Below are 26,589 nucleotides of genomic sequence, written 5' to 3' on the forward strand. Positions count from 1 at the left end.
CCACGGTCCGGAAGACCTCGAACACGTTGCCCAGGAACTCAACGGCCGCCCACGCAAAACGCTCGGCTGGAAAACTCCCGCCGAGCGTTTACGTGATTTACTACTAACCACCTAACCAACAGGTGTTGCAACGACCCCTAGAAACCGCCGGGTGCCGGGGCTTTCTTCGTGTTGAGTATGGGGTTCCCGCGATTCAGGCCAACTGGCTCTCGATCCGCATAGCGCTCGCAGCCAACTCCTTACCTACGGCGTCAGCGTCCTGGTCGAGACGGATATAGACGACGGCGATAGCGGCCGGCCTTCCGCCCGGGACGTGGATGGGAGCGGCGATCGATGACAATCCAGCGATGACTTCGTCGTGGCTGGTGGCGTAGCCGGCGCGCCGGGCTTCGTGCGCTTCGGCGCGGTAGGGGATACCTGCTCCTACTTGGTGCCATCGGTCCTCGGTCATGGTCGATTGGATGGCGATACCGGGTGCGCCAATGCCGATGGGGTGGCGGCTTCCCGGATGTTGGGCGAGTGCGGCGCCCGAGTGGCGCGGTTCCACGGTGACCAAGGTAACGCATTCCTGATGGTCCCAAACAGCCAAGAAGGCGGTCATGTGCAGGGTGTTCGCCAGTTGGGTGAGCTCGGGCAGAGCAGCTGTTTGCAGGTTGCGCGAGACGCCACGTGCCAGCACCGCCAGTCCGGGACCCGGCTGGACGCGGCCTGAATCGTCCCTGATCAACAGCGAGTGGTCCTCCAGCGTCCGGAGGATGCGGTAGGCAACAGAGCGGTGCACCCCCAGGGCCTCGGCGAGTTTGGCAATGCTGAGCGGGCGTTCGGCTTCGGCAAGGATCTCCAGTGCGCGGATTCCCCGTGAGAGGGTTTGCGACGGCGGGGCCTGGCTTGCTGCTTCCTGCGGACTCTTGACGTCGCTGCGGGGACTCATGCGAACCATCCTATGTTGGCGGGTGACGGCATGCGGCGGACAACTCTTGTGTTGCACGCCCCATCAGGATATCGTTCCATATACGAAATGGCTATTCAACTATAGAACATTGGTGTTCTTGAGCTTCATGTTTCTCGTTGTGCCGAGACAAAATGCTGTGCGCTGGGTCACGGCATGTAGTAGCCTTTCCTAACTGACCGTTCTGTCGGTTAATGCAAGTCACGCACCGACCAGTCACTCTCACCCCTGGAGTTCCAATGACCGCAACTTCCACTGTCGACTCTGCATCGGGCCCAAGCAGTAAGCGCGAAGAGCGCCGGGTCCTGGCGGGGACTTTGGTCGGCACCACCATCGAGTGGTACGACTTCTTTATCTTTGCCCAGCTCACGGCAACGCTGTTGTCGCCGCTGTTCCTGACTCCGCTGGAAAAGTCGAACCCAGGAGTGGCGCAAATTCTGTCCTTCGCCACCATTGGCATCAGCTTTCTCTTCCGGCCACTCGGCGCCTTCGTTGCCGGACACCTCGGCGACAGGCTGGGACGCAAGGCAGTCCTGGTCATGACACTTGTCATGATGGGGGCGGCGACGGCGCTGATCGGCGTGCTGCCTACCTACGGGACAATCGGGCTTTGGGCTCCGATTCTGCTGATCACCCTGCGGGTGGTCCAGGGCTTCTCGGCCGGTGGCGAGTGGGGTGGCGCCGCCCTGATGGCTGTGGAGCACGCTCCGATCTCCAAGCGCGGACTCTTCGGTGCTTACCCGCAGATCGGTGTGCCCATCGGCATGATCCTGGCAACCGGCCTCCTGTTCTTCCTGCAGTCGGGCATGTCAAAGGAAGACTTTGCCGCCTGGGGTTGGCGTGTGCCGTTCCTGCTCTCCGTGGTCCTGATTGTGGTGGGCTACCTCATCCGCCGCGCAGTCGGGGAAAGCCCCGTCTTTAAGGAAATCGCGCAGCGCAAGGCGGAAAGCAAGGCGCCCCTGAGCGAGCTGTTCCGGAATAACAAGAAGGAGGTAATCCTCGCGGCACTTATCTTCATCGCCAACAACGCCGCAGGCTACCTGTTGATCGCCTTCTTTATCTCCTACGCCACCAAGGCGCTGAAGATGCCGGCGCCGCAGGTCCTCCTCGCCACCACGGTTGCCTCCTTCGGCTGGCTCATCTTCACCATGGTGGGAGGCTGGCTTTCGGACAAGATTGGCCGCGTAAAGACGTTCCTGCTCGGTTACGGCCTGGTGTTCGCGTGGATGATCCCCATGTTTGCTTTGATCGATTCCAAGGACATCGTGCTCTACGGAACAGCTTTGTTCGTCCTCACCATTGGGCTTGGCCTGTCCTATGGACCCATGTCAGCCATGTACGCCGAGATGTTCCCTGCACACGTCCGCTACTCGGGAATCTCCATTGGCTACGCCTTGGGTGCCATTCTCGGTGGTGCCTTCGCCCCGTTGATTGCCCAGGCTTTGTTGGACGCCACCAAGTGGTCCGGATCAGTCGGCCTGTACATCATGGGCCTGTGCATCATCTCAGCGGTGGGCGTGATTCTTGCCAAGGAAACCAAGGGCCGTCCCCTCGGCTTCAGTGTTCATCACTAGGCGAACAAGAGATCCAGTCCAGCAACACATTGATTCTCCGGGCGGGCGCGGTTGTGAAACCGGGCCCGCCTCGGGCGTTAAGCAGCTATTTCGCCCTCGGGGCCTCTGCGCCTTCCAGCTGCTCCACGACGTCGTCGTCCGTCAACTGTTCAAAACGCTCGTAAAACGAACCAACAGCATGGAATTTGCCTGGCGTGTGCAGTGCCATCATGAAGTCGCAGACCCGTGCCAAGGATGTTGCGGCTTCCAGCGATGCCACGGGCACGGCGGCGACCACAGTGCGGGCACCTGATGCCCGCACGGCCTCCACGGCAGCACGCATTGTTGCGCCGGTGGCCAGGCCATCGTCCACCAGAATGACGGTCTTGCCCCGAAGGTCGTTCTCGATTCCCGGGTACTGCCTTGCGCGCCGAAGTAGTTCGGCGCGTTCATGTGCCTCTACTGCATCCAACGCGGCTTGGCTGATGCCATGGGCAAGGACATGTTCCTTGAGCGGTTTGTTGACGATGCGGACGACGTCGCCCTGGCACCACGCCAGTGCGCCGTAGGCAGTCTCCTCGCGGCCAGGTATCCCCAGTTTGCGGACCAAAATCGTACCGAAGGGCAAGTACAACGCGGAGGAGGCCGCCACGGCCAGCGGGACACCTCCACGCGCCAGACCAAGGACGATCGTGTCTGGCCGTTCCCTGAACTGGGGGAGTCCTTCGGCCAGGCGCCGGCCGGCTTCCGTCCGGTCCTTGAAACGCATGCCCATTTGCCCCACTTCCACGTAATTTGGCTGCTTCCAGCCTACCGTTCAAAGCTTGCCGGGTGAGGCATCCGCTGGAAGCATGGGCTTGTGAACAAGCCCATTGGATATTGGATCAAGAGGCTCGACGCCGCACTGGAACTCCAACTCGACGCCACGCTGGCCCGGGTCAAGCTGAGCCGGCGGCAGTGGCAGACCCTGGGCACTTTGGCAGAGGGAACCGTCCGTCCTGATGAGCTGGATGAGATCCTGCGCCCGTTCTGGGGCAATGACACGCGCCTGCGGGAGCGGGAGCTTGCCTCCTTGGTGGGCAGGGGCATGATCACCATGATCGATGACCGCTTGGCGCTCAGCGAGCTCGGCCGCGAAAAATACCACGAAGCCCTCCGCTATGTGGAAGCCGCCCGCCAGGACCTTTCCATGGGCATAGGAATCGATGAATACGCCATGGCGTTGAGCGTCCTGGAACGAATGAGCCTGAACGCGGAGCGGTTGAGCCGTTAGCGCCGGCGCAATCGCTACACGCCAAGGAATTCGATGGCAGCTTCCTTGAAAGCCCTGCTTGTGATCACGTTCGTGTGGGTGCGTCCGGGGACCACAAGGGTCTCCACCAAGGCCCCCCGCTTGCCGGCCAGGTGCGCGAGTTCGGGCATGGTGGCCGCGCGATCATCTTTTTCGCCGGCAACCAGGAGGATGGGCACGTGCGGTGCAGCCTCGTCAGGATCGAACGGTTCACCCTTGATGGCCTCGATGAGCGAAAGCAACGCGAAGAGGTCATTGCTCGGCAATAGTTGAGCCATCTTCAGCAGCCCGGCGGTGGACTGGTCCTCAATGGGTGTGCCATCAGCCAGGTGCCGCTGTGCGGCAGCGAGGTCGAAAGCTGCCAACGGATCCGCTGAGCTGGGTCCGCCCAGGACGATCCGGTGAACCAGGTCCGGCTGGGTCGCGGCGAATTCCCAAGCCAGCCGGGATCCCAAGGAGTAGCCCACGATGTCCAGTCCTGTGGAAGGATCGCCGTCGCGCAGTGGCCGCGCTCCGGCGTCTGTGGCGATCTGGAGAAGGTCCGCACGGATCCGGCTGGGCGTGTACGAGTCCAGGTCCTCGGGGGAGTGGCTCCTGCCGTGGCCTGGCAGGTCCACGGTAATGACCCGGCGTCCGGCGTCCTGGAGGGCCGTGATCCAGCCGCTGTCCGCCCAGTTAAGTTTGCTGGACGAGGAAAAGCCGTGGATCAACAGGACAGGTCGTAGTCCGGCATCGGTGGTGGGTTCATGCACTTCAACGAACAATTCGGGATCGGTGCCCTCAACTGTGTGCCTGTGCTGTTCCACGGTGTGCCTGCCGGTCATCATGTCAGTCCTCATCGAGTACGGCGCTCAGGCGGACCCGGCGCTTGGGTGCTTCGTCCTTCGGAACCGTGCCTACGATCCCGGCGGTGTCATCCGGTACCTCGAACACGATCAGCGGTTCGCCGACGTTGATGGTCTCGCCCGGCGCCCCATGAATACGCACCACTTTACCCGCCTGCGGGCTGGGCAATTCGAGTGCGGACTTGCTCGTTTCCAGCTCCACAATGGGCTGGTTGCGCTCCACCTGCTGGCCCGGCGATACGAGCCAATCCAGGACGGTCGCTTCGATGAGGCCTTCGCCCAGATCCGGGAGCGGGAAGGAAAGTTCAGCCACGGCGGTACTCCAGTACGCGTTGGATCCCAAAGAGGATGCGGTCGATGTTGGGAATGTATTCGTCCTCCAGGTCACCGGAGGGATAGGGTACGTCGAATCCGGTCACGCGCTCCACGGGCGCCTTCAGCGTTTGGAAGCAATGCTGCGTGATCAGTTGGGCGACCTCGGCGCCGAGGCCTGAGGTCAAGGGAGCTTCGTGGACGACGACGGCGCGGCGCGTCTTTCCGACGGACCTCGCCAGGGCTTCGGCGTCGATTGGCTTCAGCCAACGCAGGTCCAGGACTTCGACGTCGATGCCGTCTTCCGCTGCGAGTTCGGCAACTTGGAGACACCGTGCCACCATGGCGCCCCAGGCGACGAGTGTCAGGTGACGGCCTTCCCGCGCAACCCGGGCGCCGGTGAGGCTGCCGGCGTCGTCCATGCCGGCGTCGGGCTCTGCTTGATCCGGAGGTGCTTGACCGGGAGCAGGACTGTTGAGGTCTACCGGACCCTTCTGCCAGTAGCGGGACTTGGGCTCCATGAAGATGACGGGATCCGGGCGCGTGGCTGCGTACTTGAGGAGGTGATAGGCGTCATGTGGGGTGGAAGGCGAAACCACCTTCAGTCCGGGAACGTGCGCAAACAGGGCTTCAAGGCTTTCGCCGTGGTGTTCCGGAGCGCGGATTCCGCCGAAGCTGGGAACCCTGAGCGTGATCGGCATCGGGAGCGTGCCGCGGCTGCGGTAGTTCATCCGGGCGATTTGGCACACGATCTGGTTGATGGCCGGGTAGGCGAAGCCGTCGAACTGTACTTCGGGGATGGGGTGGAAGCCTGCCATGGCCAGTCCCACCGACATGCCCAGGATGGCGGACTCGGCCAGTGGGGTATCGAAGACCCGTTCTTCGCCGTGCTTGGCCTGCAGGCCGTCGGTAATCCGGAAAACGCCGCCCAATCGGCCGCAGTCCTCGCCGAAGATGACCGTTTTGGGATGGTCGGCCAGGATCTCGTCAAGCGCTCGGTTCAGTGCCTGCTGCATGGAAAGGTGCAGGACGGGTTCGGTGTCCATCGTGACCGACCCGGGAGCGAACGATAGTGCCGTGGCTGTCTCAGACATGTTCGGACTCCTTGCGCCAGTCACTTGCCTGGGATTGAAGGGTGGGCGTTGGTTCCTGGAAGACGAGGCTGAACATCTCGGCCCCGGGACGGGGCGCAAGGGCTTCGATGCCCGCGCGAATGGCTTCCTCTTCCTCCTGGGCCTGCTGCTGCGCATCGGCGAAGAATGCGTTATCCGCAATGCCGTCGTCGAGGAGGCGCTGCTTGAAGCGCTCAAGGGGATCTTCGCCGGCACCGAGCCGTTCCTCTTCCAGGGTGCGGTAACGCCCGGGGTCGTCCGCCGTGGAGTGGGGCCCACGGCGGTAGGTCATCGCTTCGATGACGACAGGACCGTTACCGGCGCGGCAATGGGCAAAAGCCGAACGTGTGGCCTCATGGACTGCGACGACGTCGTTGCCGTCCACCTGCAGGGAAGGAATCCCGTATCCGGCCGCCCGCGCAGCGACTGAGCCGCCGGCAACCTGGCGTTCGGTGGGGACGGAGATTGCCCAGCCGTTGTTCTGGATGAAGAAGACCACTGGCGCCTTCATCACAGCAGCAAAGTTCATGGCCTCGTGGACATCGCCCTGGGAGGATGCTCCGTCGCCGAAGTATGTCATGGCAACGCCGCGTTCGTCGTCGGGCTTTCCGGAGAGGGTTTGGCCGTGCGCCCAGCCAACAGCATGCAATACCGATCCGGCCACTACAGCCTGGATGGGAGCGAAGCGGGATTCCAGCGGGTTGTACATTCCGCCATGCCACGTGGCTTTGTGCGTGGACATGTAGCCCACCATGTCCAGGCCCATTGCCCGGGCCACGCCCATCTCGCGATATGTGGGGAACACGAAGTCGCGCGTCCGGTCAACTGCATATCCGCTGCCTACCTGCGCGGCTTCCTGGCCAATCTGGGGCGCATAGCCGGGAATGATGCCCTGGCGTTGCCAGGCGACGGCTGCGGTGTCCAGGTGGCGGACGGAGGCCATCAGGGAATAGAGCTCACGAAGTTGTTCGTGCGTGAGCGGCGCGGCATCCTCATCGACGGCGGCGAGCACGTTGTTGGTAGTCATGGTTGTGACCCTAGTCACCAACAATGGGCGTGCGCAATCAGCTCAGTTTCAACGAAACACTTTGTACAATTTGGATACGCAAAGAGGTCCTGCGCAAAACAAATTGCGCAGGACCTCTTGGTTTCAATGAACAGGCGGCTACTTCGTATGCAGTGGCTGCTTGCCGGCCTTCGTCTTGGCGTTGAGGAAGCATCCTGCGGCGATAACCAGGATCAGGATGAAGGTGCCGATCAGCTGGCCGGCGCTCTCAGGGTTGGCAAAGCCCACCACGAGGATGATTCCCAACAGGACGATCCCCACGACCGTGAGGACCGGGAAGCCCTTCATGCGCAGCGGCAGCTCGGTTCCCTCGCGGTCCGCCCTGCGGCGCAGGATGAACTGCGAAACCAAAGCAGTGCCCCACACCACCAGGCATGTGGAGCCCACGAGGTTCAGGAGCGCCGGCAGTACGTGCTCGGGGAAGAGCAGCTCCAGGACGGTCGCGATGAAGCCGAAAGCAACGGAAATCCCGACGGCGGCTACCGGCACCTTGGAGGCGCTCAGCTTGGACAGGAAGCCAGGAGCCTCGCCCCGCTCTGACAGGGAGAAGATCATCCTTGAGGCGCCATACAGGTTGGCATTCAGGGCGGAAAGCAGGGCAACTACGGCCACCAGGGTGATGGCAGCGCCGGCACCAGGGATACCCGCGAGATCCAGTACGCCCGCGAAGGGGGACTTCAGTCCTTCCGAGCCAACGGGAAGAGCCGCTGCGATGACGAAAACAGAGCCGATGTAGAAGACCAGGATGCGCCAAACTACAGTCCGGATAGCCTTGCCGACGCTGTGCGCGGGGTTCTCTGTTTCGGCAGCGGCGACGCTGACGATTTCCGTTCCGCCGAAAGCGAAGATCACCACGAACAGAGCAGCCGCGATGCCGCCGATTCCGTTTGGGGCGAAGTCCCCAAAGGCCGACAGTCCCGGGGAGGCAACGTTGGGCAGCCAGCCGAACAGCAGGGTGGCGCCGATGAGGAGGAAGATGACGATTGCCGCGACTTTCAGAATCGCGAACCAGAATTCGAACTCGCCAAAGTTGCGGACACCTACGAGGTTGATGCCGGTGAACACCACCATGAACACCAGGGCGAGCACCCACACCGGAATCACCGGCCACACGGTGAAGAGCAGGCCTGCCGCGCCCAGTGCTTCGGCTGCGATGACCACCACCAGCTGCAGCCACCAGAGCCAGCCAATGGTGCCGCCAGCGGTCTTGCCCATGGCTTTTTCGGCGTAGACGGAGAATGCTCCGCTGTTGGGATTTGCGGCAGCCATCTCGCCCAGGGCCCACATGACCAGGATGATCAAGGTTCCTGCCACGAGGTAGGAGATCAGGACCGCCGGGCCGGCGGCCTGGATGCCTGCGCCGGAGCCGAGGAAGAGGCCCGCTCCGATGGCGCTCCCGAGCCCCATCATGGTGAGTTGGCGTGGCTTAAGAGAATGGCCAAGGCCGGATGTTTGGGCAGGAGCCGCGATGGACTTCGTTGTCATACGTGTCTACCTTCTATGGATTTCATACTCGGTGTAGCGAGCTTGCCTCTTGGGCTGAGCAAGCTGGGCGTCGACGACGCAGCAAGAGCCGTGGAATAATTCTCGCAGTTTGTAAGATACATCACTTTTTGCTGTGGCGATGTGATGGGTAAGAATCCCCGGGGACAGGAACTTTGATGCTGGTCGATGCGCTTGATGCAAAAATTGTACGTTTTTTCACTGATTCGCCGAGGTCCTCCGTGTTGGAGGCATCCCGGGTGCTGAGGGTTGCCAGGGCTACGGTGCAGTCCCGGATTGACCGGATGATCGAAAACGGGGTGATTGGCTCCTGGGTTCCCCAGCCGGATCCGGCCAACTTCGGCTTCCCTGTGGTGGCGTTCTGTTCGGTCACCATTACCCAGGAGATCGGTCACGACGCCATTATTCAGAGCCTTAGCGCCATCCCGGAGATCATTGAAGTGCACACCGTGACGGGAAATTCCGATTTGATGGTTCGCATCGCAGCGCGCTCAAATCCTGATATGCAGCGGGTGCTGGACGCGATGATCGCCACCAAATCCGTGGTACGTTGCTCCTCCGTCATCGTGCTAAACAGCCACATCCAGGGCCGCACCCTGCCGCTGATGGAAGCTGCCGCCAAGTCAGTGTGACGCAGGGCATTTTGCCAAGAGGCTGCAGAGTCGTACCATTAGTTCTAGTCAAGATGACTTTAACTAAGATTCCAGTGTGTGGAGGAAGTCTCCAGACGGCGACGAAGCGAGGTGAACGCCGTGAATCCGATCTCGGCGAACGTTGCTGAACGCCGCTTGGCGCCGCCGTCGTTGGCAATCTCAACGGTGATTTTCGCCCTCCGTCCCAGCGAAACATCGGGCCGCCCCACGCTCTGGCTGCCACTGGTGCGAAGGATCCGGGAACCCTACAAGGATTTGTGGGCCCTTCCCGGCGGGCCTTTGGCCCATGATGAATCCCTCCAGGACGCCGCATCGCGCAATCTTCGCGAAACCACAGGGCTGGCACCGCAGTACCTGGAGCAGCTCTACGCCTTCGGCGGTCTGCATCGCTCGCCCAGCCAGCGCGTCGTGTCGATCGTCTACTGGGCACTCGTCCAGCCAACCGAAGCCGCCCTCGCGGACGAATCGGAAAATGTGCGGTGGTTCCGGGCGGACAGGCTCGGCGAACTCGCCTTCGACCACAACGCGATTGTGGATTACGCACTCTGGCGTCTGCGCAACAAGATGGCCTACGGTTCCATCGCCTACCACCTGCTGGGAGAGTTCTTCACCCTCGCGCAGGTCCGTGAAGTCTACGAAGCAGTGCTGGACCGCCAACTGGATCCGGCAAACTTCCGCCGCCATATCAAAGCCACACCGGACATTGAAGAAACCGGTGAATACCTGCAGGGCGGAAAACACCGTCCGCCACGCCTCTACCGCTTCACCGGCACGCCCGGTCTCGGACCAGATAACAGGAGTACACCATGAGCAGCGTCAACACTGCCGTCCAGCTGATCACGCGGGAGGAAGCCGAGAAGGGCCTTTCCCGCGCAGGATCCACCTGCAGCCCGGCCCTGGCCAAAGGGCCCTGGGAGTACGACCTTGCCGAGGCTCTTGCCGGTGCCCCCGCTTACGGACCGGGAGCCTCCAGCAGCGACGTCGCTCCCAAGGAGACGCCGCGGCAGGGACAGCTCCCGGAAGAGTACAAGCGGGCGACGGATGCTGAACTGGATGCCCGTATCCGGGCTGCCAAAGAGACGCTCGGGGACCGCGCCGTGATCCTGGGCCACTTCTACCAGCGTGACGAAGTTATCCAGTACGCCGACTTCGTGGGTGACTCCTTCCAGCTCGCAAATGCTGCACTGACCAAGCCCGATGCTGAAGCCATCATCTTCTGCGGCGTCCACTTCATGGCTGAAACTGCGGACATCCTTTCCACGCCCGAACAGGCAGTCATCCTGCCCAACCTGGCGGCTGGCTGCTCCATGGCAGACATGGCTGATGAGGACTCCGTAGAGGAATGCTGGGAACAGCTCGAAGAAATCTTCGGCACGGACACCGACGCCCAGGGCCGCGTTCCGGTCATCCCCGTCACCTACATGAACTCCTCTGCTGCGCTGAAGGCCTTCTGTGGCCGCAACGGCGGAATTGTCTGCACCTCCTCCAACGCCAAAGTGGTCCTGGAATGGGCTTTCGAGCGTGGGCAGCGCGTCTTGTTCTTCCCCGACCAGCACCTGGGCCGCAACACTGCCAAGGCCCTGGGCGTCCCCCTGGAGCAGATGCCTATGTGGAACCCCCGCAAGGAACTGGGCGGCAACGACGAACAAACGCTGCTGGACTCCCGGGTGATCCTCTGGCACGGCTTCTGCTCGGTGCACAAGCGCTTCAACGTGGGCCAGATTGAAAAAGCCCGGCTCGACCACCCCGGCGTCAACGTGATCGTGCACCCCGAGTGCCCCATGGAAGTTGTGGATGCTGCCGATTCTGCAGGGTCCACCGACTTCATCAAGAAGGCCATCGCGGCGGCCACCGAACCCACCACCTTCGCCATTGGTACCGAAATCAACATGGTGAACCGGCTGGCTGCAGAAAACCCACAGCACACGATCTTCTGCCTGGACCCGGTGATCTGCCCCTGCTCCACCATGTACCGCATCCACCCGGGTTACCTCGCCTGGGTGCTTGAGGAACTCGTCGAAGGACGCATCGTCAACCGCATCACCGTGGATGACGCCGTACAGGACAACGCCAAAATTGCGCTGGAGCGCATGCTGGCGGCCAAGCCTGCCTAACCTGCTACCAACACCGGTCTTCCGGACGATCCGAATCGAGCCTCACATGACCTCAGGAAGCCTCGCTGGAGGGCACCAGCCCAAGCGGCTGATCGTCGTCGGAAGCGGCATTGCGGGGCTGTACTCAGCGCTGCTGGCCGCCGAAGCCGGAGCCGAAGTGGTGCTGCTCACCAAGGGCGCGCTCGCGGACAGCAATACGTACTTGGCACAGGGCGGCATCTCGGCTGTTCTGGAGGAGCCGGCTCCGGGGGATACCGTTGCTGCCCACATCGCCGACACGCTCAATGCCGGTGCGGGCCACTGCGACGAGGAAGCCGTGCGGGTGTTGTGCACCGAGGCCCGGATGGACATTGCCGGACTTGGACGCTTCGGCGTCCGTTTCGACCTTGACGACGACGGYGATCCCTCCCTGGGACTCGAAGCCGCCCACTCTGCCCCGCGTATCCTCCACGCCGGGGGCGACGCCACAGGTGCCCGCGTTGCAGCCGCCCTGATCAAGACCGTGCTGGACTTCCACGCGACCGGACGAATCCAGGTAATCGGGCATGCGCAGGTGACTTCACTGTCCTACGACGGGGAGCGCGTCACCGGTGTCGAGTACATGCACGATGGCCGGGAACTGACCCTTCAGGCTGACGCAGTGCTCCTCGCAACAGGTGGAGCCGGTCAACTGTTCGCACAAACAACCAACCCATCCGTAGCCACAGCCGACGGGCTCGCCCTGGCGTGGCGGGCCGGCGCCGAGGTGGCCGACCTCGAATTCTTCCAGTTCCATCCCACATGCATGGTCCGTACAGGGGATGCCCTTGAAGCAGAAGGCAACACTGACCCCCTGCTCATTTCCGAGGCAGTACGCGGCGAAGGCGCCATTCTCGTGGACGCCACCGGACGCCGGTTCATGGCCGATTACCACCCGGACGGCGAGCTCGCCCCCAGGGACGTCGTCTCCCGGAGCATAGCCCTGCACCTTGCAGCACTCGGTGACCCCAACGGTCACGTCTTCCTCGATGCAACCGTCATCGAGGAACAGCGTGGGAAGGGCTTCCTCGAGAAGCGCTTCCCCACCATCAGCGAACGCACCCGCCAAGCCGGCTTGGACTGGAGCCGCGAGCCTGTACCCGTCGCTCCAGCAGCGCATTACTGGATGGGTGGGGTGGTGACCGATCTTTACGGCCGGACCTCTGTTCCTGGACTGTTGGCGGCCGGTGAAGTTGCCTGTACCGGGGTTCAAGGGGCAAATCGGTTGGCGAGCAACTCCTTGCTCGAAGGGCTCGTGTTTGGGCGGCGGGCTGTTTCTGCCTTCCTTAGCGGTGAACACGGTGGGTCGCCTAACGGAGTCCCTCTGCGTGCTAACTCGGCCGCGGGCGGCCTCGCTTTTACGCACGCTGCCGGGACCCCGCCAGACGACGATCGCAGCGGCCTTTTCAACGAAACCGCCCCAGCGGCAGCACTTCCAGGCGGGTTTTCCCGGCAGGCACTTCGTCGCTTGATGACCGCGAAGGCTGGCGTGTTGCGTACCGGTGAGTTGTTGGCAGAGGCCGCAGAAGCTCTTGGTTCTTGGGAGGGAGAAGTTGTTCCCTTGGAGGTGCCTGACTCATTGGATCCTCGGGAGCACGAGGATGCCAACTTGCTGTTGGCTGCGCAGTTGCTCGTTCATGCGGCGCGGGAGCGGCGGGAGTCGCTTGGGGCCCACTACCGCAGTGACGGCGTGAGCGAACCAGCCGCCGTCGACGATTTTGACAAGCGTTACACCATGAGCCGGAAAGCGAGCCTCGTCAATGACTGACCTGACCTCCATGACCAACCTGACCCTTCCCACAGCGCCTGTGCGGGACATTCTGGAACGGGCCTTCGCGGAGGACGCTCCCAGCGGCGACATCACCTCACAGCTACTGATCCCCGCCGGGGCGCGTGCCACTGCTGTCCTGAACGCCCGCGTCCCGGGCGTGTTCAGCGGTGGAACGGTGTTCCGTGACGCCATGAAGCTCGTCGACCCGGACACGGACGTCCAGCTGCTGCTGGCGGACGGTGAAGCGTTCGACGCCGGCACGCACCTCGCCCGCGTCACCGGCAGTGCGCGCTCGGTACTGTTGGCAGAACGTGTCGGACTGAACCTGGTGCAGCGGATGAGCGCCATTGCCACCAAGACTGCGGAATTCGTCAGGCTGGTTGAAGGAACGCGCGCCCGGATCACGGACACCCGCAAGACAACGCCCGGCCTGCGTGTCCTGGAACGCTATGCCGTCCGCTGCGGCGGGGGAGCGAACCACCGTTACAGCCTCTCGGATGCTGTGCTGGCAAAGGACAACCACCTGGCTGTCATGACCGGCGGAGACCCCGCAAAACTGACTGAACTGCTCGTGGCCGCCAAAGCCCAGCTGGGACACACCACACACTTTGAAGTTGAGGTTGACCGGGCAGATCAGATCGAACCCGTGCTGGCCGCGGGAGTGGACACCATCATGCTGGACAACTTTTCCATCGATGAACTGCGGGCAGGCGTCAAGCAGGTAGATGGACGGGCTAACGTGGAAGCCAGCGGCAACGTCAACCTCAACACCGTGGCAGAGATTGCGGCAACCGGCGTGGACGTCATCTCGATCGGGGGGCTGACGCACAGTGTTTCGGCACTGGACCTCGGGCTGGATATTGAGCTGCGAACCGATGCAGAGCTGAAAGCAGTCTGACTTCCATGATCTTCCTGGACGCTGCAGCCACCACGCCGGTCCGGCGCGAGGTACTCGAAGCCATGTGGCCGTACCTTAGCGGCGAGTTTGGCAACCCATCCAGCCACCACAGCCTGGGTGAAGCGGCGGCCACGGCGCTCGCAGGGGCGAGATCCGCCGTCGCGAAGGTGCTTAATTGCCGCGCGGGCGAGGTGACCTTTACCTCGGGTGGCACCGAGGCTGACAACCTGGCCGTCAAGGGAATCGCACTGGCCCGGCAGGCAGCCGATCCCTCGCTGAAGCGGGTAGTGATAAGCGCCATTGAGCATCCCGCGGTGGAAGAATCAGCCCGCTACCTAGAACGCGTGCATGGCTTCACGGTGGACGTTGTGCCGGTGGACGGGGACGGACTGGTCACGGTGGAGGCGCTCCGCGCCGTCCTTCGGCCGGACACAGCCATGGTGAGCATCATGTATGCGAACAACGAGATTGGTACGGTCCAGCCCGTTGCGGACCTTGCAGCCGTAGCTCACGGGTTTGGCATCCCCTTCCACACAGACGCTGTCCAAGCCGCCGGCTGGCTGAGCTTGGACGTCAAGGCTCTTGGCGTAGATGCGCTGAGTATTTCCGGCCACAAGCTGGGCGCGCCCAAGGGATCCGGAGTCCTGTTCACGAAGGGCCGGATGCGCGTGGAGCCGTTGGTTCATGGGGGAGGCCAGGAGCGGGGAAAGAGATCCGGAACAGAGAATGTAGCCGGGGCCGTGGCGTTGTCCACCGCTCTGACTTTGAGCCTTGGCGAGCAGCCGGAGCTGGCCTCGCGGGTTTCTGAGCTGCGGGAGCGGTTCGTCTCGCGCATCCTTCAAACCATCCCGGGTGCCATGCTGACAGGGCATCGAAGCCAGAGGCTGCCATCGATCGCATCGTTCTGCTTTCCTGGAACCAGCGGCGAATCAGTCCTGCTTGAGCTGGAACGACTCGGCGTGGTCTGCTCCAGCGGCTCCGCCTGTGCTGCCGGATCTGATGCGCCGTCACCGGTTCTGCTGGCGTTGGGCATTGCCCCGGAGGTAGCCCAGACAGCCGTCCGCTTCAGCTTCACCTCAACTGTTACCGAAGCCGAACTCGAGCAAGCTGCCGGAGCCGCGGAAACCGCCGTCGGGCGTGTCCGGAACCTGGCGTCTCCCCAAGCCAACTAATCACACCCCGCCGCGTAGTCACACGTGGCGGGCGCGGCGGAAAATCCAGTGCCTCAACAGGGTGAACCGGACTCCTGTGGCGACGAAGCCGGAGAGAGTCGTGGTCCAGAGTTCTTCACTGACAGTAGCCTCGGGGTGGATGAGATGCAGGATGCCCAAGCTCCCTCCAGTGATGACCAGGGCAATGCCTATGACAATCAGCCCATGCATGTGGTCCTGGCCGCGTTTCCTGCTGCCGCTGATCTTGAAGGTCAGCCTGCGGTTCAGGGCTGTATTCATGAGCGAGGTGACGATCAATGCCACGGCATTGGCAAGCTGCGGGTCGATCCAGGGACGCAGCAACGCGTAGAGGGCAAGCGAACTCGCCGTGCAGAGAATTCCGACGCCGGTGAAGCGAAGCAGTTGCCGCACCACGGGGTATTTGAGGAGGCCGGGAGGCCGCTTGCTGGGAGGCTTTTGTAAGGGAGGCGGGCGCAGTTCGGTGGCGTCTGCGGCTGTCTCCATGAGTTAAGCCTGACACACTATGCGGGCACGTCCTCCCAGGAAGCGGTGGTGACGGGGTTGGAGAGCTCTCCAATTCCTTCCACCCGGCACACCACGGTGTCACCTGGCTGAATGCGCGCGCACTCGGCGGGGAAGCCAGTCAGGACCAGGTCGCCGGGCTGGAGGGTCATGAACGAGGACAGGTAGACCATGATCTCGTCCACTTTCCAACCGAGGTCCGCGGTGCTGGCGGTTTTGAGCTTGGTGCCGTTGTGGACGATCCCGATGGAAAGATCTGCGGCGTCCAAGTCCGTGACGATCCACGGACCTGCAGGCGTAAAGGTGTCCTGGCTTTTCGCGCTGATCCAGAGTTCGTCGGTCTTTTGGAGGTCGCGTGCAGAGACATCGTTCCCGATGGTGTAGCCCAGGATTGCCGAACCCGCCGTTTCCAGCGTCAGGCCTCGCGCTGTACGTCCGACGACGACCGTCAGCTCGGCTTCAGGGTCAACATGACCAACGTTCGCACTCAGCTGGATCGCTTCGCCGGGGCCGATGACGCTGGACGCGGCTTTGTGAAATGCCTGTGGTTGAAGGTCTCTGCCAGCTTGCCCGGTGTTGTGGGCCATACCAAAGACGTTGGCCGGCACTGAAGGCGCGAGGAAAGTGAAAGAATCCTCCCGCACCCCAGTCCCTGGTTCCCAACCGTGCCGCGAGGGGCCACTCGCGTTTGCCCTTGATGCCCCGAAAGGTGAATCGATAACCAGCCAGTGCTTCCCAGCCTCGGATTCGAAGTCCCGGGCGTCGTTGGCAACGAAGAATTGCTCGTTGGGATCCTGTGAATCCAAGGGGCGGACGCGGGCGATGCGACGGGGAAGGCGGGAAGTCATGATGACATCCTACGTCCTGCAACGTGTTGCGGGGTCCGCTTTACGCCCTAAGACCCCAGGTAAGGGCGCAGACGTGGCCCAGCAACGAGTCAGGCAAGCTGCGCCGATCCGAAGGCGACGCTGAAACGGTCACACCAGAGCACCACCGATGACAGGCCGGAGAGGTCCACGCCAGAGGGGATGACATAGTTCTGATTCCCATGCGTGGCCTTGATGGCACCGAGGTCCACATAGCGGCCCGAGCGGTACTTGTACCAATCGCCTCCTGCTTCAAGGCTGCTGAGCCAGACCTTGACGTCCGGGCCATCGCTGCTGGCCAGGTTTTCCAACCTCAGCACACGGGAGCCATCGGGCAGTTCCAGGAGCTGTGCGGTACCAGAAGTCTGATGCTCCTGGGATTGGAAATTGCCGAAGCCCAGCACCACAGGATCGGTCGTGACTGCTGGCGTTGAGGCAGACGTGTTGGGGGCAGGCGAGCCGTTGCCCTGTGCCTCGGAAGTCGGTGTATCAGAAGTCGGTGCATTGGAAGCCGGTGCGTTGGAAGCCGGTGCATTGGGAGGTGTCGCCAATGTTGATGCGGGAGGAGCCCCCGGCAGGGCCTCGTTCACGCTGCTGCTCGTAAACAGCCGCCAGGGCTGGAACAGTGCGGCCCCAACGATGACCAGGACCACGATCGCCACGCCCACCATGCTGGCAAGGATCCTGTGGGCACGGATCATCCGCCCGATTCTGTTCATGCTCCAAGGCTAGGCTTTTACGGTCTGGCCCAGGGTGCTCCAGAACTTACGGTTCCGTGACACTGCGCCCGGCCCTCTCAAGCAACACGCAGTGTCGGCCGCTCAAGGCGGCTGGCTTCAGGGGGCGTTAGCCTTCTCCCAAATACAGCTCACCCACTGGTACCTCGGCTGCGAGCCGGTTGGCCGGTCCGGCAAGGGGGCATGCCCAGGCTTCGTTGTAGGCGCAAGACGGGTTGTAGGCGAAGTTGAAGTCCACAATGAACTCCTGCCGTTCATCGATGCGGCGAACACCGTGGTAGGCGCCCTTCACTGTGTCCAAAAGGTATCTTCCGGCGCCGTAGCTTCCACCCTCTTTGCCTGCGGTAGCGTCGCGAAAAGGCACGAAGATGCCGCCGCCGTAGCTTCGGAGCCGCCAAACGGCCAGGGATCCGAGTCCGGGCAACTCAAAGGTTCCGATCCTCACAAACGGAACTACGCCGTCGGTCCCTGTTTCAACATTCATTTCCTGTCCCGTACCCTCCGGTGACAGCGGAACGTACATGCGGAATGCGGGATCGTAGTCGGCCGTGCGCAAACCGGAGAAGGATGCTTTCATCTCTGCTGTCAGGGCGGATGCGGGATGGGTAGCAAACATCCGGTCCCGCTCCTGGCGCCAATAGTTGTGTGCATCGAACGGATCCGTAGCTGCCAGTTGCCGCACATGGTCATAGAGGGCGAAGGTCCGCAGCCGCCAATCCGCAACGTCAACGGCGGACATGGTGGGCATGTTGTCCTCGAATGCGTCATGCTGATCGGGAGCCATGTCTTCAGCCTAGTACGCCGTCAAATCCCGTGTCGGGTCCTTCCCCGCCGATAAGCTGTGCGCATGAACGGCACTATCCACCCGAACGGCATGACGTCGAAGCTTCGGCTCGGCGCATTGGTACTGGGCGCCGTCCTGCTTACGGCTACCGCGGCCTGTTCCACTGAAAACAAGGGGCCACAGGTTTCCCAGACTTCCGACTCCCATCCCAATAGTTCAGAGTCAGGCCTGCCGTCCCAAGGCTCCGGGTCGAAAAGTACGACGCCGTCAGGAGGCGCCGTCTCCAGCCCATCGTCCGCGACACCCGGCTCAAGCGCTGCATCCAGCTCTGACCCGAGCCCGGCAGCCACGGCGTTGACCTGGAAGACCTACACGGATCCCGCTAAAAAGGTCAGCTTCGAACTCCCTGAGGATTGGATTGCCCAGACTGGCACGGCTGAAGCTGGTTCACTGCCAGGCGCCCTGAAGGTCGAAGTCAAAGATGGCGGGGGCCGATACATCGCAACCCTGCAGACAGGACTGACTCCTGCAGGGCCGATCGCTTGCCCCGCCGGCCAAAGCCATCCCTACGTTGTTATCAGCAGTGTGCCACTGGATGTTCCGCACGCCGATGGTCCGGACACCATCGATCCCCGCGTCGTTTTCCGCGTGATCCAAGGGTACAAATTCTTCGGTTCCTTCGGCATCACCAACATGGTGGCTGGTGCCGACGGCCAGGCCTGCGAACTGAGGAACCGCGTTCAGGGACCTTCCGGCAAGGGCGACTACTCTTTCGGGGATGTCACAGCGGTCCATGCCTTCGCCGCCGATGAAAAAGTAGCCCCGGCAAAGACTTTTGACACGTTGGACCTGGCCGCGAAGTACGTCGCCCATGATTCTGAATTCGCCAACGTCCAACGGATGCTACTGTCTCTGAAGGTCAATCTGTAGTCCTGCGGTTGGCTGATCCATACAACGGCGGCATCGGGGGCTGTCCCGCCGCAACCCACCCCGGAGATCAATGGAACGCAACGTTGCTGCCAAGCTCGTTTTCAAGACTGTAGCCAACACGAAAGTGGCCATGGCCATCGCCGTGGCCAACAATCCGGGGTACGAGTCAGTGACGGAAACACTCTCCATCACTCTGGATGGGAACGAGATTCCCTTCGCTGAACTCAGCGACGATCACGGGGGCCGCTTCCAATACATGGAATTCGCGGAGCCCAGTGAAGTGACGGTTGACTACCAAGCAACGGTCCACGGCTTCGCAGACCGCGACACACCCTCTCCCATGGAACTCATCCGGTACGTCCGGCCGAGCCGCTACGCCGAATCTGATCGGTTGCTGCCCACCTCTTACGCCGAGTTCGGCAGTCTTAGCGGGGCCGAACTGCTCCACGCTGTCCGCGATTGGGTCAATGGAGAGCTGCGCTACGTCAGTGGATCCTCGCGAGGAACCGACGGGGCGGTGGAGACGCTTCTCCACCGCCGGGGTGTATGCCGTGACTTCGCCCATTTGGCCATTGCCCTGTTGAGGTCCAAGGATGTCCCCGCCCGCCTCGCGGCTGTGTACGCACCCGGTCTGAGCCCCATGGACTTCCACGCTGTGGCAGAGGCCTACATCGACGACGAATGGCACATCATCGACCCCACAGGGCTGGCGCCCCGCGAGTCCATGCTTCGCATTACGGCAGGACGGGATTCTTCAGATACAGCCTTCTTGTCCACAGTGGGTGGAAGCTTGTCGCTGAAGACCCTCAAGGTCAGTGCATCAGTCAACGGTGAGCTCCCAAGGGAGGATCCACGGCAGCTCGTCCGCCTGCGCTGAGATGACCTGCGCTGAGATGACCTGCGCTGAGATGACGGAGACCGGCACCCCTACCCGTGCATTGGCTGGTGTCCTGCCACCGAGGCCCGCAGCTTCTCCGTCAGCCGCAACAGCTCCCGCTGCTCCTGGACAGTTAGCGCCGGCCCGACCAATTGGGCAATATCGCGCACGTGTTCCCGACCAATTGTTTTCTGCAACTCGCTGCCTGATTCGGTGAGGGACAGCAGCACTCCACGGCCGTCGTCGGGCGCTGTTGTCCGCTCCACCAAACCGCGCTTCTCCAGACGGTCCACCAAACGGCTCAGGCTGGACTGGCTCAGCAGCACTTTGTCATTGATCTCGTTCAACCGCAGCTGGCCGGAAGGGCATCGCGAGAGCGTGAACAGGACGTCATACTCCTTGACGGGCAGGGACTTGAACGCCGGACCTGATTGAAGTTTCCGCATCACCGCCACCTGGGAGCGGAACAGCGACTCCCAGGTCTCGGCGGCGAGGCGAACGGCGGAGGACGCCGAAGGGCTGGACATCAGGCCTCCTGACCCGGGGCTCCAGCTGGAGCGGACTCGTTGACGCTGGCCTCCATGGCCGCAGCAACGCGGGAAGCGTGCGTCGGCGCGTCCGGCACGTTGGCCGGCTTCAACGCAGCATATTCCTTACGGAGCACGGGAAGGACTTCCTCGCCGAAGAGGTCAAGCTGCTCCAGGACGGTCTTCAGGGGCAAACCTGCGTGATCGATCAGGAACAACTGCCGCTGGTAGTCGCCAAAGAACTCACGGAAGGTGAGCGTCTTCTCGATGACTTCCTGCGGACTGCCCACGGTCAGGGGTGTCTGTGAGGTGAAGTCCTCCAAGGAAGGACCGTGACCGTACACCGGCGCGTTGTCGAAGTATGGGCGGAACTCCTTGACGGCGTCCTGGGAGTTCTTCCTCATGAAGAACTGGCCACCCAGGCCCACGATTGCCTGGTCTGCCGTGCCGTGGCCATAGTGCTCGTAGCGCTCGCGGTAAAGGCCGATCAACTGCTGGTAGTGCTCCTTGGGCCAGAAGATGTTGTTGGCGAAGAAGCCGTCACCGTAGTAGGCAGCTACTTCGGCGATCTGCGGCGTGCGGATGGATCCGTGCCAGACGAAGGGGGCAACGCCGTCGAGGGGGCGCGGTGTAGATGTGAAGTTCTGCAGGGGTGTGCGGAACTTGCCCGACCAATTGACCGTATCTTCATCCCACAGCTTGCGGAGCAGGCTGTAGTTTTCGATCGCCAGCTCGATCCCGTCCTGGATGTTCTTTCCGAACCAGGGGTATACAGGCGCTGTGTTGCCGCGCCCAAGCACCAAGTCAACCCTGCCATCGGAGAGATGCTGCAGCATCGCAAAGTCCTCGGCGATCTTGACCGGGTCATTGGTGGTGATCAGGGTTGTGGCCGTGGACAGCGTGATGCGCTCGGTCTGGGCTGCGATGTAGGCCAGTGTGGTGGTGGGGGAGGATGAGAAGAAGGGGCGGTTGTGGTGCTCGCCAATGGCGTAGACATCCATGCCGATTTCTTCGACCTTTTTGGCAATGGCAACGGAGGCCTTGATGCGTTCGTTCTCCGTGGGCGTGCGGCCCGTGGTGGGGTCAGTGGTGATGTCACTGACGCTGAATACGCCGATCTGCATGATGTGCCTTTCTCCCTGCCCGTGGTCCCGGGCTCTGTAAACAGTGTATCCCAAACTAGATGCATTTGCATGTATCAATGCCTGTAACAGGGCAGGGCCGGGAATTGTTCCCGGCCCTGTTGGCTGTTTATGCGGGTCTACTCCGCGGGGTTGTTCGCCGCCCGGCGTCCCGTCACCCGGGGCACCATGCCGGTGGTCCAGTCGACGAAGTCGTCCTGGCCGTTCCCGCCATTTCCCTTATCCGGCGTGACTTCGGGGCGGTGCTGCAGCTGCTTCAGGAGTTGTTTTTTCTCCCGGCGTCCTTCCACCAGCTTGTAAAGGACGGGGACCAGAATGAGCGTCAGCGCCGTTGAGGACACCAGGCCACCGATCACGACGATTGCCAGCGGCTGCGAAATGAACCCTCCGCCACCAGTGAGGCCCAGGGCCATGGGGGTCAGCGCGAACACTGTGGCCAACGCCGTCATCAGGATGGGTCGCAGGCGTTGGCGGGCGCCGTGGGTAATGGCATCGGCTACGCTCATGCCCGGTGTGCCGTTGTGGGGTTTGCGGTACTGGTTGATGAGGTCGATCAGCACGATTGCGTTGGTGACCACGATGCCAACCAGCATCAGCATGCCAATCAGCGATGGCAACCCCAGGGGAACGCCCGTGGCCAATAGCAAGCCCACAGCGCCTGTCGCGGCGAAGGGAACAGAAACCAGGAGTATCAACGGCTGCACCAACGATTTGAAGGCAGCCACCATGATCACGTAGACGATCGCGATCGCAGCCAGAAGAGCCAAGCCAAGTTGACGGAAGGACTCCGCTTGCTGCGTCGTGGCACCACCAACGGCGGCCGTTACGCCGGCAGGCAACTCAACGGACGCCAACCGCTTCTGCACCTCGGTGCTGACGCTGCCCAGGTTGGAGCCCGACGGCGTCACGGTTACCTTCGCGGTCCGCTGGCCGTTGCTGCTCGTGATGGACACAGGCGTGTCGACTTGTTCGACGCTGGCGATACTCTCCAGCGTCACAGGACCACGCGCCGTCGGGAGTGGCAGTGAACGGACCGCGGTGATGCTGGTGAAGCGTGTTCCCTTTCCGATCTGGACGGGGTAGTCGTTGGTCTCGATGCGTACCGTCCCTGCGGGGACCGGGCTGACGGTCGATGCCAGGAAGGCACCCACTTGCTCCTCCGTCAGTCCGGCGGCCAMTGCCTTCGCGCGATCCACGCGCACCTGGACTACGGACTGGTTCGCGGCCAGGTTGGTGGATACCTCAGTGCTGCCGGGTACGTCCTGCATCGCCTTGACCATGGCGTCACTTGCAGACTGGAGATCAGCCGAATTTGCGGCCTTGATAGTGATGTCCACTGTGGATGATGTGCCAAATCCGCCCTGCTGGGAACCCACGCTGATCTTGCCCGCGGCACCCTGGAGCTTGGAGCGGACATCATCCTGAAGCTTCTTCTGGTTCGCTTTCTCGTCCGTAACGATCGTGAAGGTCGAGTTGGAGGAGCCAGTTGACGTTAGCGCGGCGAAGCCAGACTGGGCGTTACCGGAGGTCACCTGGACGTCTTTGATGCCCTCCATGCCTCGGAGCATGTCCTCCACCTTGGTGGCTTCAGCGCTGGTGGCCTCCAGGCTGGTTCCTGCTGGAAGGACCTGGCGCACTGTCATGCTGTTCTCACCGGATCTCCCCAGCAGGTCTGTGGCAAGGAGCGGCGATACCGCGAGCGTTGCCACCAGCACCAAGGCCGCCGCAGACAAAGTGAGGATGGGGTGCTTCTGCGTCTTCGCGAGGATAGGCAAGTAACCTCGCTGGAGCCGGCTCCGCTGTTCGGCCTCCCGGGCCTTCGCTGCAGCCTCGTTGGGCGTCATTGATGCTTGGGCATCTTGGCGGGGCGAGGGAAGGAACCAGTAAGCCAGGACGGGAACGATCGTGAGGGAAACCAGCAAGGATGACAACAGGGCGATGGTTACCGTCAGCGCAAAGGGCCGGAACAACTCGCCTGCCAGGTCGCCCACGAAAGCGATGGGCAGGAAGACGGCCACTGTGGTCAGGGTGGACGCAGTGATAGCGCCGGCAACTTCCCGGATGGAGGTCAGGATGGCGGCCAGCTTGTGCTCGCCATAACTGAAGTGGCGCTTGATGTTTTCAATCACCACGATCGAATCATCAACGACGCGGCCAATGGCAATGGTGAGCGCACCGAGAGTGAGGATGTTCAACGAGTAGCCCGTGGCGGAAATGCCAATGAACGTGATCAGGAGGGAAAGGGGGATCGACACTGCGGTAACCAGCGTGGACCGCACGGACATCAGGAAGACCAGGATGACAGCGACGGCAAATCCCAGGCCAAGGAGCCCTTCGGTGGTGAGGTCCTTGATGGACTTCTCTATGAAGGGAGCCTGGTCGAAGACGGGTGTGAACGCAGCGTTGTTCCCCAGCTCTGCTGCCATCGGCGCAAGTGCATCCCGCACCGCGTGCGAAATCGCCACAGTGTCGCCTTCGGGCTTCTTGGTGACTGACAGCGCCAGCGTTGGCTTGCCATTTGTGCGCGTGATGGACGTGGCGGGGTCGTCCTCGATGCTGACATCAGCCACAGTTCCGATAGTGGCGGAATCCTTGGCGCCCGATATCGGCAAGCCCTTGATGACGTCAAGGGAATCAACCGGGCTGCCCAGTTGCAGGGACAGGGTTTTTCCCTGGTCCTCTATGGTGCCCACAGGAACCAGCGTGCCGTTGTTCTTCAGTGCGCTGCTGATCGACTGGACGGACGCACCCTTCGCCGCAAGATCGGCAGGGCGGGGCTGGATCAGGATGTGCTGCTTGGAGCCGCCAGTCAGATCGGCGCCGCGGACGCCGTCGATCTTTTGGAGTCGGGGAACGCTCAAGCGCTGGAGGTCGGCATTGAGTTCGCTGAGCGGTTTGTCAGAGGAGACAGCCAGGAACACGATGGGAAAGTCGCTGATGTTGCCGGCAACGGATTGCGGTTCGACGTCGGCCGGAAGCACGCGTTTGGCGTTGGAAATCGCGCGGTCGATCTGGTTGCGTGCGCGGTCGAGGTTGGAGCCGTAGGTAAACACCATGGTGATCTGTGAAACACCATTACGGGATGTGGAGGTGGTGGACTCCAGTCCCTCGACGCTGTTCAGGGCCGTCTCAAGGGGCCTGCTCAGTTGCTTGTCCACTACTTCGGGAGAAGCGCCGGGCATGGACGTGATGACCGTGATCTGCGGGAACTCGATCGACGGAATAAGTTCCTGCTTGAGCGAGCCCATGGTGATCACGCCGAACACCGCCGCAAAGACGGTGATCAGCGCGATCAGGGCACGGTTTCCCAGGGACAAAGTGGCCAGGCGGAACATTTCATAGTCTCCTGAGATCTACGGAACAATTCGGCTGACGGGAACCCGGCCGCAGCCCCGGCCGGCCTAGCCCTGGAGGGCGTTGGCCACTTCCAGTTGCAATGACTGTGCAGTGCTTGCCTCAAGCTCTGCGGCAAGCTCAGGGTTCTCGTTAAGCTTCACGCCATAGCCCGGCATCATGTCCTTGAGCTTGGACTGCCAACCCTTGAAGTTCTTGGGGAACGTCTTCTGGAGCAGTTCAATCATGATCGGAACAGCAGTGGAAGCTCCCGGAGACGCACCCAGAAGGGCGCCGATGGAACCATCGCGGGACGCGATGACCTCAGTGCCGAACTGCAGGATGCCGCCCTTTTGCGGGTGCTTCTTAATGATCTGGACGCGTTGGCCCGCAGTGATCAGTTCCCAATCATTGCCAACGGCCTCGGGATAGTACTCACGCAGGGATTCGACCTTGGCCTCGTGGCGCTTGGCCACTTCCTTGATGAGGTACGCCGTGAGGTCCATATTGTCCTTGGCCACAGCAAGCATCGGAATAATGTTCCCCGGTCGGATGGACAGCGGGAGGTCAAGGTAGCTGGAGGTCTTCAGGAAGTTCGTGGAGAAACCAGCGTACGGCCCAAAGAGGAGGGAACGCTTGCCCTCAACAAACCGGGTATCCAGATGGGGGACGGACATGGGTGGAGCGCCAACAGATGCCTGGCCGTAGACCTTGGCGCTGTGTTGTGAGGTGATGGCTTCGTCTGTGCAGCGGAAGAACTGGCCGGAGACGGGGAATCCGCCATAACCCTTGCTTTCCGGAATGCCCGAGGCCTGCAGCAGGTGGAGTGCTCCACCGCCGGCGCCCACGAAGACGAACTTGGCGTGGATGCGGCCGTGCTCACCTGATTTGGGGTGCTTGAGGGAAAGGTCCCATCCGCCGCCTGATGCACGATTAATGTTGGTGACATCGTGACCAAAGTTGACCTCGGCGCCGGTGTCCCGCAGGTAGCCTGTCAGCTCACGGGTCAGCGCGCCGAAATCGACGTCGGTGCCTTCCGCCGCGCGGGTGGCGGCAACACGCTGCTTGCGTTCCCGGCCCTTGACGATGAGGGGCGCCCACTTGGCGATCTTGTCCTGGTCTTCGGTGTATTCCATGCTGCGGAACAGCGTGTTGGGCTTGAGGGCCTCGTACCGGGTCTTCAGGAAGTTCGCGTGATCGTCCCCGATGACGAAGCTCATGTGCGGAACAGTGTTGATGAAGCCCTTGGGGGAGCCAATGACATTGCTGTCCACCAGATGGGACCAGAACTGGCGCGAAAGTTGGAACTGCTCATTGATGTGGATGGCCTTGGAAGGATCCACGGAGCCGTCCTTGGCCGCGGGGGAGTAGTTAAGCTCACACAGCGCAGCATGTCCGGTGCCGGCGTTGTTCCATGGTCCGGAGCTTTCGAGTCCCGCTTCGTCGAGTCGTTCAAAGAGGGAGATGGTCCAGGTGGGTTCGAGTTGCTTGATGAACGCACCAAGGGTGGCACTCATGATTCCGCCGCCAATAAGGACGACGTCGGCATGTTGAGTCTTGGAAATGAAGGTCACGATCAATCTCCGTTAGCGGCGGCACTGGCTGTCACAGAAT

Annotated in this window: 25 protein-coding genes; 10 read left to right on the forward strand and 15 right to left on the reverse strand. The window is 62.0% G+C overall.

Features of this window, described 5'->3' with window-relative positions:
- Window positions 1-193: 193 nt before the first annotated feature.
- Complete coding sequence (locus tag AC1DCM_RS24855) at window positions 194-940, reverse strand: IclR family transcriptional regulator (RefSeq protein WP_477520090.1); 747 nt, start codon at window positions 938-940, stop codon at window positions 194-196.
- A gap of 248 nt (window positions 941-1,188) precedes the next feature.
- Between AC1DCM_RS24855 and AC1DCM_RS24860 the strand changes: the two genes are divergently transcribed.
- Complete coding sequence (locus AC1DCM_RS24860; protein ID WP_431115599.1) at window positions 1,189-2,523, forward strand: MFS transporter; 1,335 nt, start codon at window positions 1,189-1,191, stop codon at window positions 2,521-2,523.
- Between the two features lie 85 nt (window positions 2,524-2,608).
- Here the strand turns inward: AC1DCM_RS24860 and AC1DCM_RS24865 are convergent, their stop codons facing one another.
- Window positions 2,609-3,292, reverse strand: a complete 684-nt coding sequence (locus tag AC1DCM_RS24865; RefSeq protein ID WP_477520091.1) for a phosphoribosyltransferase — start codon at window positions 3,290-3,292, stop codon at window positions 2,609-2,611.
- Window positions 3,293-3,361: 69 nt separating this feature from the next.
- On the opposite strand from AC1DCM_RS24865, the gene AC1DCM_RS24870 reads away from it, so the two are divergent.
- The gene (locus tag AC1DCM_RS24870; RefSeq protein ID WP_431115597.1) at window positions 3,362-3,775 is read left to right on the forward strand and encodes a MarR family transcriptional regulator; all 414 of its coding nucleotides are present in this window, start codon (window positions 3,362-3,364) and stop codon (window positions 3,773-3,775) included.
- Window positions 3,776-3,789: 14 nt separating this feature from the next.
- On the opposite strand, the gene AC1DCM_RS24875 is transcribed toward AC1DCM_RS24870, so the two are convergent.
- The 5 genes from AC1DCM_RS24875 to AC1DCM_RS24895 form a co-directional block, all read right to left on the reverse strand.
- Window positions 3,790-4,620: an alpha/beta fold hydrolase gene (locus AC1DCM_RS24875; RefSeq protein ID WP_477520092.1), complete on the reverse strand. Its 831-nt coding sequence runs from the start codon at window positions 4,618-4,620 to the stop codon at window positions 3,790-3,792.
- Between the two features lies 1 nt (window position 4,621).
- Window positions 4,622-4,951, reverse strand: a complete 330-nt coding sequence (locus tag AC1DCM_RS24880; protein ID WP_431115594.1) for a biotin/lipoyl-containing protein — start codon at window positions 4,949-4,951, stop codon at window positions 4,622-4,624.
- The gene (locus tag AC1DCM_RS24885) at window positions 4,944-6,044 is read right to left on the reverse strand and encodes an alpha-ketoacid dehydrogenase subunit beta (protein WP_477520093.1); all 1,101 of its coding nucleotides are present in this window, start codon (window positions 6,042-6,044) and stop codon (window positions 4,944-4,946) included. Before AC1DCM_RS24885 ends, AC1DCM_RS24880 begins: the two co-directional genes overlap by 8 nt.
- Window positions 6,037-7,089, reverse strand: coding sequence for a thiamine pyrophosphate-dependent enzyme (locus AC1DCM_RS24890; protein WP_477515115.1), 1,053 nt, complete (start codon window positions 7,087-7,089; stop codon window positions 6,037-6,039). The genes AC1DCM_RS24885 and AC1DCM_RS24890 overlap by 8 nt, the downstream gene beginning before the upstream one ends.
- A 138-nt stretch (window positions 7,090-7,227) precedes the next feature.
- On the reverse strand, window positions 7,228-8,613 hold the full coding sequence (locus tag AC1DCM_RS24895; protein WP_477520094.1) for an amino acid permease: 1,386 nt from the start codon (window positions 8,611-8,613) through the stop codon (window positions 7,228-7,230).
- 176 nt (window positions 8,614-8,789) lie between these two features.
- Here AC1DCM_RS24895 and AC1DCM_RS24900 point away from each other — a divergent pair, with 176 nt between their 5' ends.
- The 6 genes from AC1DCM_RS24900 to AC1DCM_RS24925 all read left to right on the forward strand — a co-directional run bounded on the left by AC1DCM_RS24900 (window position 8,790) and on the right by AC1DCM_RS24925 (window position 15,257).
- Window positions 8,790-9,263, forward strand: a complete 474-nt coding sequence (locus tag AC1DCM_RS24900; RefSeq protein WP_216923913.1) for an Lrp/AsnC family transcriptional regulator — start codon at window positions 8,790-8,792, stop codon at window positions 9,261-9,263.
- 111 nt (window positions 9,264-9,374) lie between these two features.
- Entirely contained in the window at window positions 9,375-10,094 is a 720-nt protein-coding gene (locus AC1DCM_RS24905; RefSeq protein WP_431115590.1) for an NUDIX hydrolase, read from the forward strand.
- A complete protein-coding gene (gene nadA, locus AC1DCM_RS24910; RefSeq protein WP_431115589.1) occupies window positions 10,091-11,398 on the forward strand; it encodes a quinolinate synthase NadA in 1,308 nt (435 codons plus the stop codon). The genes AC1DCM_RS24905 and nadA overlap by 4 nt, the downstream gene beginning before the upstream one ends.
- A gap of 46 nt (window positions 11,399-11,444) precedes the next feature.
- Window positions 11,445-13,184, forward strand: a complete 1,740-nt coding sequence (gene nadB / locus AC1DCM_RS24915) for an L-aspartate oxidase (protein WP_477515117.1) — start codon at window positions 11,445-11,447, stop codon at window positions 13,182-13,184.
- A 10-nt stretch (window positions 13,185-13,194) separates the two neighbouring features.
- Complete coding sequence (gene nadC, locus AC1DCM_RS24920) at window positions 13,195-14,085, forward strand: carboxylating nicotinate-nucleotide diphosphorylase (protein WP_477515186.1); 891 nt, start codon at window positions 13,195-13,197, stop codon at window positions 14,083-14,085.
- A 5-nt stretch (window positions 14,086-14,090) separates the two neighbouring features.
- On the forward strand, window positions 14,091-15,257 hold the full coding sequence (locus tag AC1DCM_RS24925) for a cysteine desulfurase family protein (RefSeq protein WP_477515118.1): 1,167 nt from the start codon (window positions 14,091-14,093) through the stop codon (window positions 15,255-15,257).
- Window positions 15,258-15,275: 18 nt separating this feature from the next.
- On the opposite strand, the gene AC1DCM_RS24930 is transcribed toward AC1DCM_RS24925, so the two are convergent.
- From AC1DCM_RS24930 to AC1DCM_RS24945, 4 genes are all read right to left on the reverse strand, one after another.
- Window positions 15,276-15,761 carry a GtrA family protein gene (locus tag AC1DCM_RS24930; protein WP_477515119.1) on the reverse strand — a complete coding sequence of 162 codons (486 nt, stop codon included), beginning with the start codon at window positions 15,759-15,761 and terminating at the stop codon, window positions 15,276-15,278.
- A 17-nt stretch (window positions 15,762-15,778) separates the two neighbouring features.
- Window positions 15,779-16,627 carry a fumarylacetoacetate hydrolase family protein gene (locus AC1DCM_RS24935; RefSeq protein WP_477520095.1) on the reverse strand — a complete coding sequence of 283 codons (849 nt, stop codon included), beginning with the start codon at window positions 16,625-16,627 and terminating at the stop codon, window positions 15,779-15,781.
- 89 nt (window positions 16,628-16,716) lie between these two features.
- Complete coding sequence (locus AC1DCM_RS24940; protein ID WP_477515121.1) at window positions 16,717-17,364, reverse strand: DM13 domain-containing protein; 648 nt, start codon at window positions 17,362-17,364, stop codon at window positions 16,717-16,719.
- Between the two features lie 127 nt (window positions 17,365-17,491).
- Complete coding sequence (locus AC1DCM_RS24945) at window positions 17,492-18,166, reverse strand: DUF1684 domain-containing protein (protein WP_477515122.1); 675 nt, start codon at window positions 18,164-18,166, stop codon at window positions 17,492-17,494.
- Between the two features lie 63 nt (window positions 18,167-18,229).
- On the opposite strand from AC1DCM_RS24945, the gene AC1DCM_RS24950 reads away from it, so the two are divergent.
- Together AC1DCM_RS24950 and AC1DCM_RS24955 are read left to right on the forward strand one after the other, a co-directional pair.
- Window positions 18,230-19,096, forward strand: coding sequence for a hypothetical protein (locus AC1DCM_RS24950; RefSeq protein WP_477515123.1), 867 nt, complete (start codon window positions 18,230-18,232; stop codon window positions 19,094-19,096).
- 70 nt (window positions 19,097-19,166) lie between these two features.
- Window positions 19,167-19,973 carry a transglutaminase-like domain-containing protein gene (locus AC1DCM_RS24955; RefSeq protein WP_477515124.1) on the forward strand — a complete coding sequence of 269 codons (807 nt, stop codon included), beginning with the start codon at window positions 19,167-19,169 and terminating at the stop codon, window positions 19,971-19,973.
- A 50-nt stretch (window positions 19,974-20,023) separates the two neighbouring features.
- On the opposite strand, the gene AC1DCM_RS24960 is transcribed toward AC1DCM_RS24955, so the two are convergent.
- The 4 genes from AC1DCM_RS24960 to AC1DCM_RS24975 form a co-directional block, all read right to left on the reverse strand.
- Window positions 20,024-20,500: a MarR family winged helix-turn-helix transcriptional regulator gene (locus AC1DCM_RS24960; protein WP_477515125.1), complete on the reverse strand. Its 477-nt coding sequence runs from the start codon at window positions 20,498-20,500 to the stop codon at window positions 20,024-20,026.
- Window positions 20,500-21,624: an LLM class flavin-dependent oxidoreductase gene (locus AC1DCM_RS24965; RefSeq protein ID WP_224164618.1), complete on the reverse strand. Its 1,125-nt coding sequence runs from the start codon at window positions 21,622-21,624 to the stop codon at window positions 20,500-20,502. Before AC1DCM_RS24965 ends, AC1DCM_RS24960 begins: the two co-directional genes overlap by 1 nt.
- Window positions 21,625-21,761: 137 nt before the next feature.
- Complete coding sequence (locus AC1DCM_RS24970; RefSeq protein ID WP_477520096.1) at window positions 21,762-24,977, reverse strand: efflux RND transporter permease subunit; 3,216 nt, start codon at window positions 24,975-24,977, stop codon at window positions 21,762-21,764.
- A 66-nt stretch (window positions 24,978-25,043) separates the two neighbouring features.
- Window positions 25,044-26,549, reverse strand: coding sequence for a malate:quinone oxidoreductase (locus tag AC1DCM_RS24975; protein ID WP_477515127.1), 1,506 nt, complete (start codon window positions 26,547-26,549; stop codon window positions 25,044-25,046).
- Window positions 26,550-26,589 lie beyond the last annotated feature (40 nt).

Source organism: Paenarthrobacter sp. 10N417, from assembly GCF_056394745.1.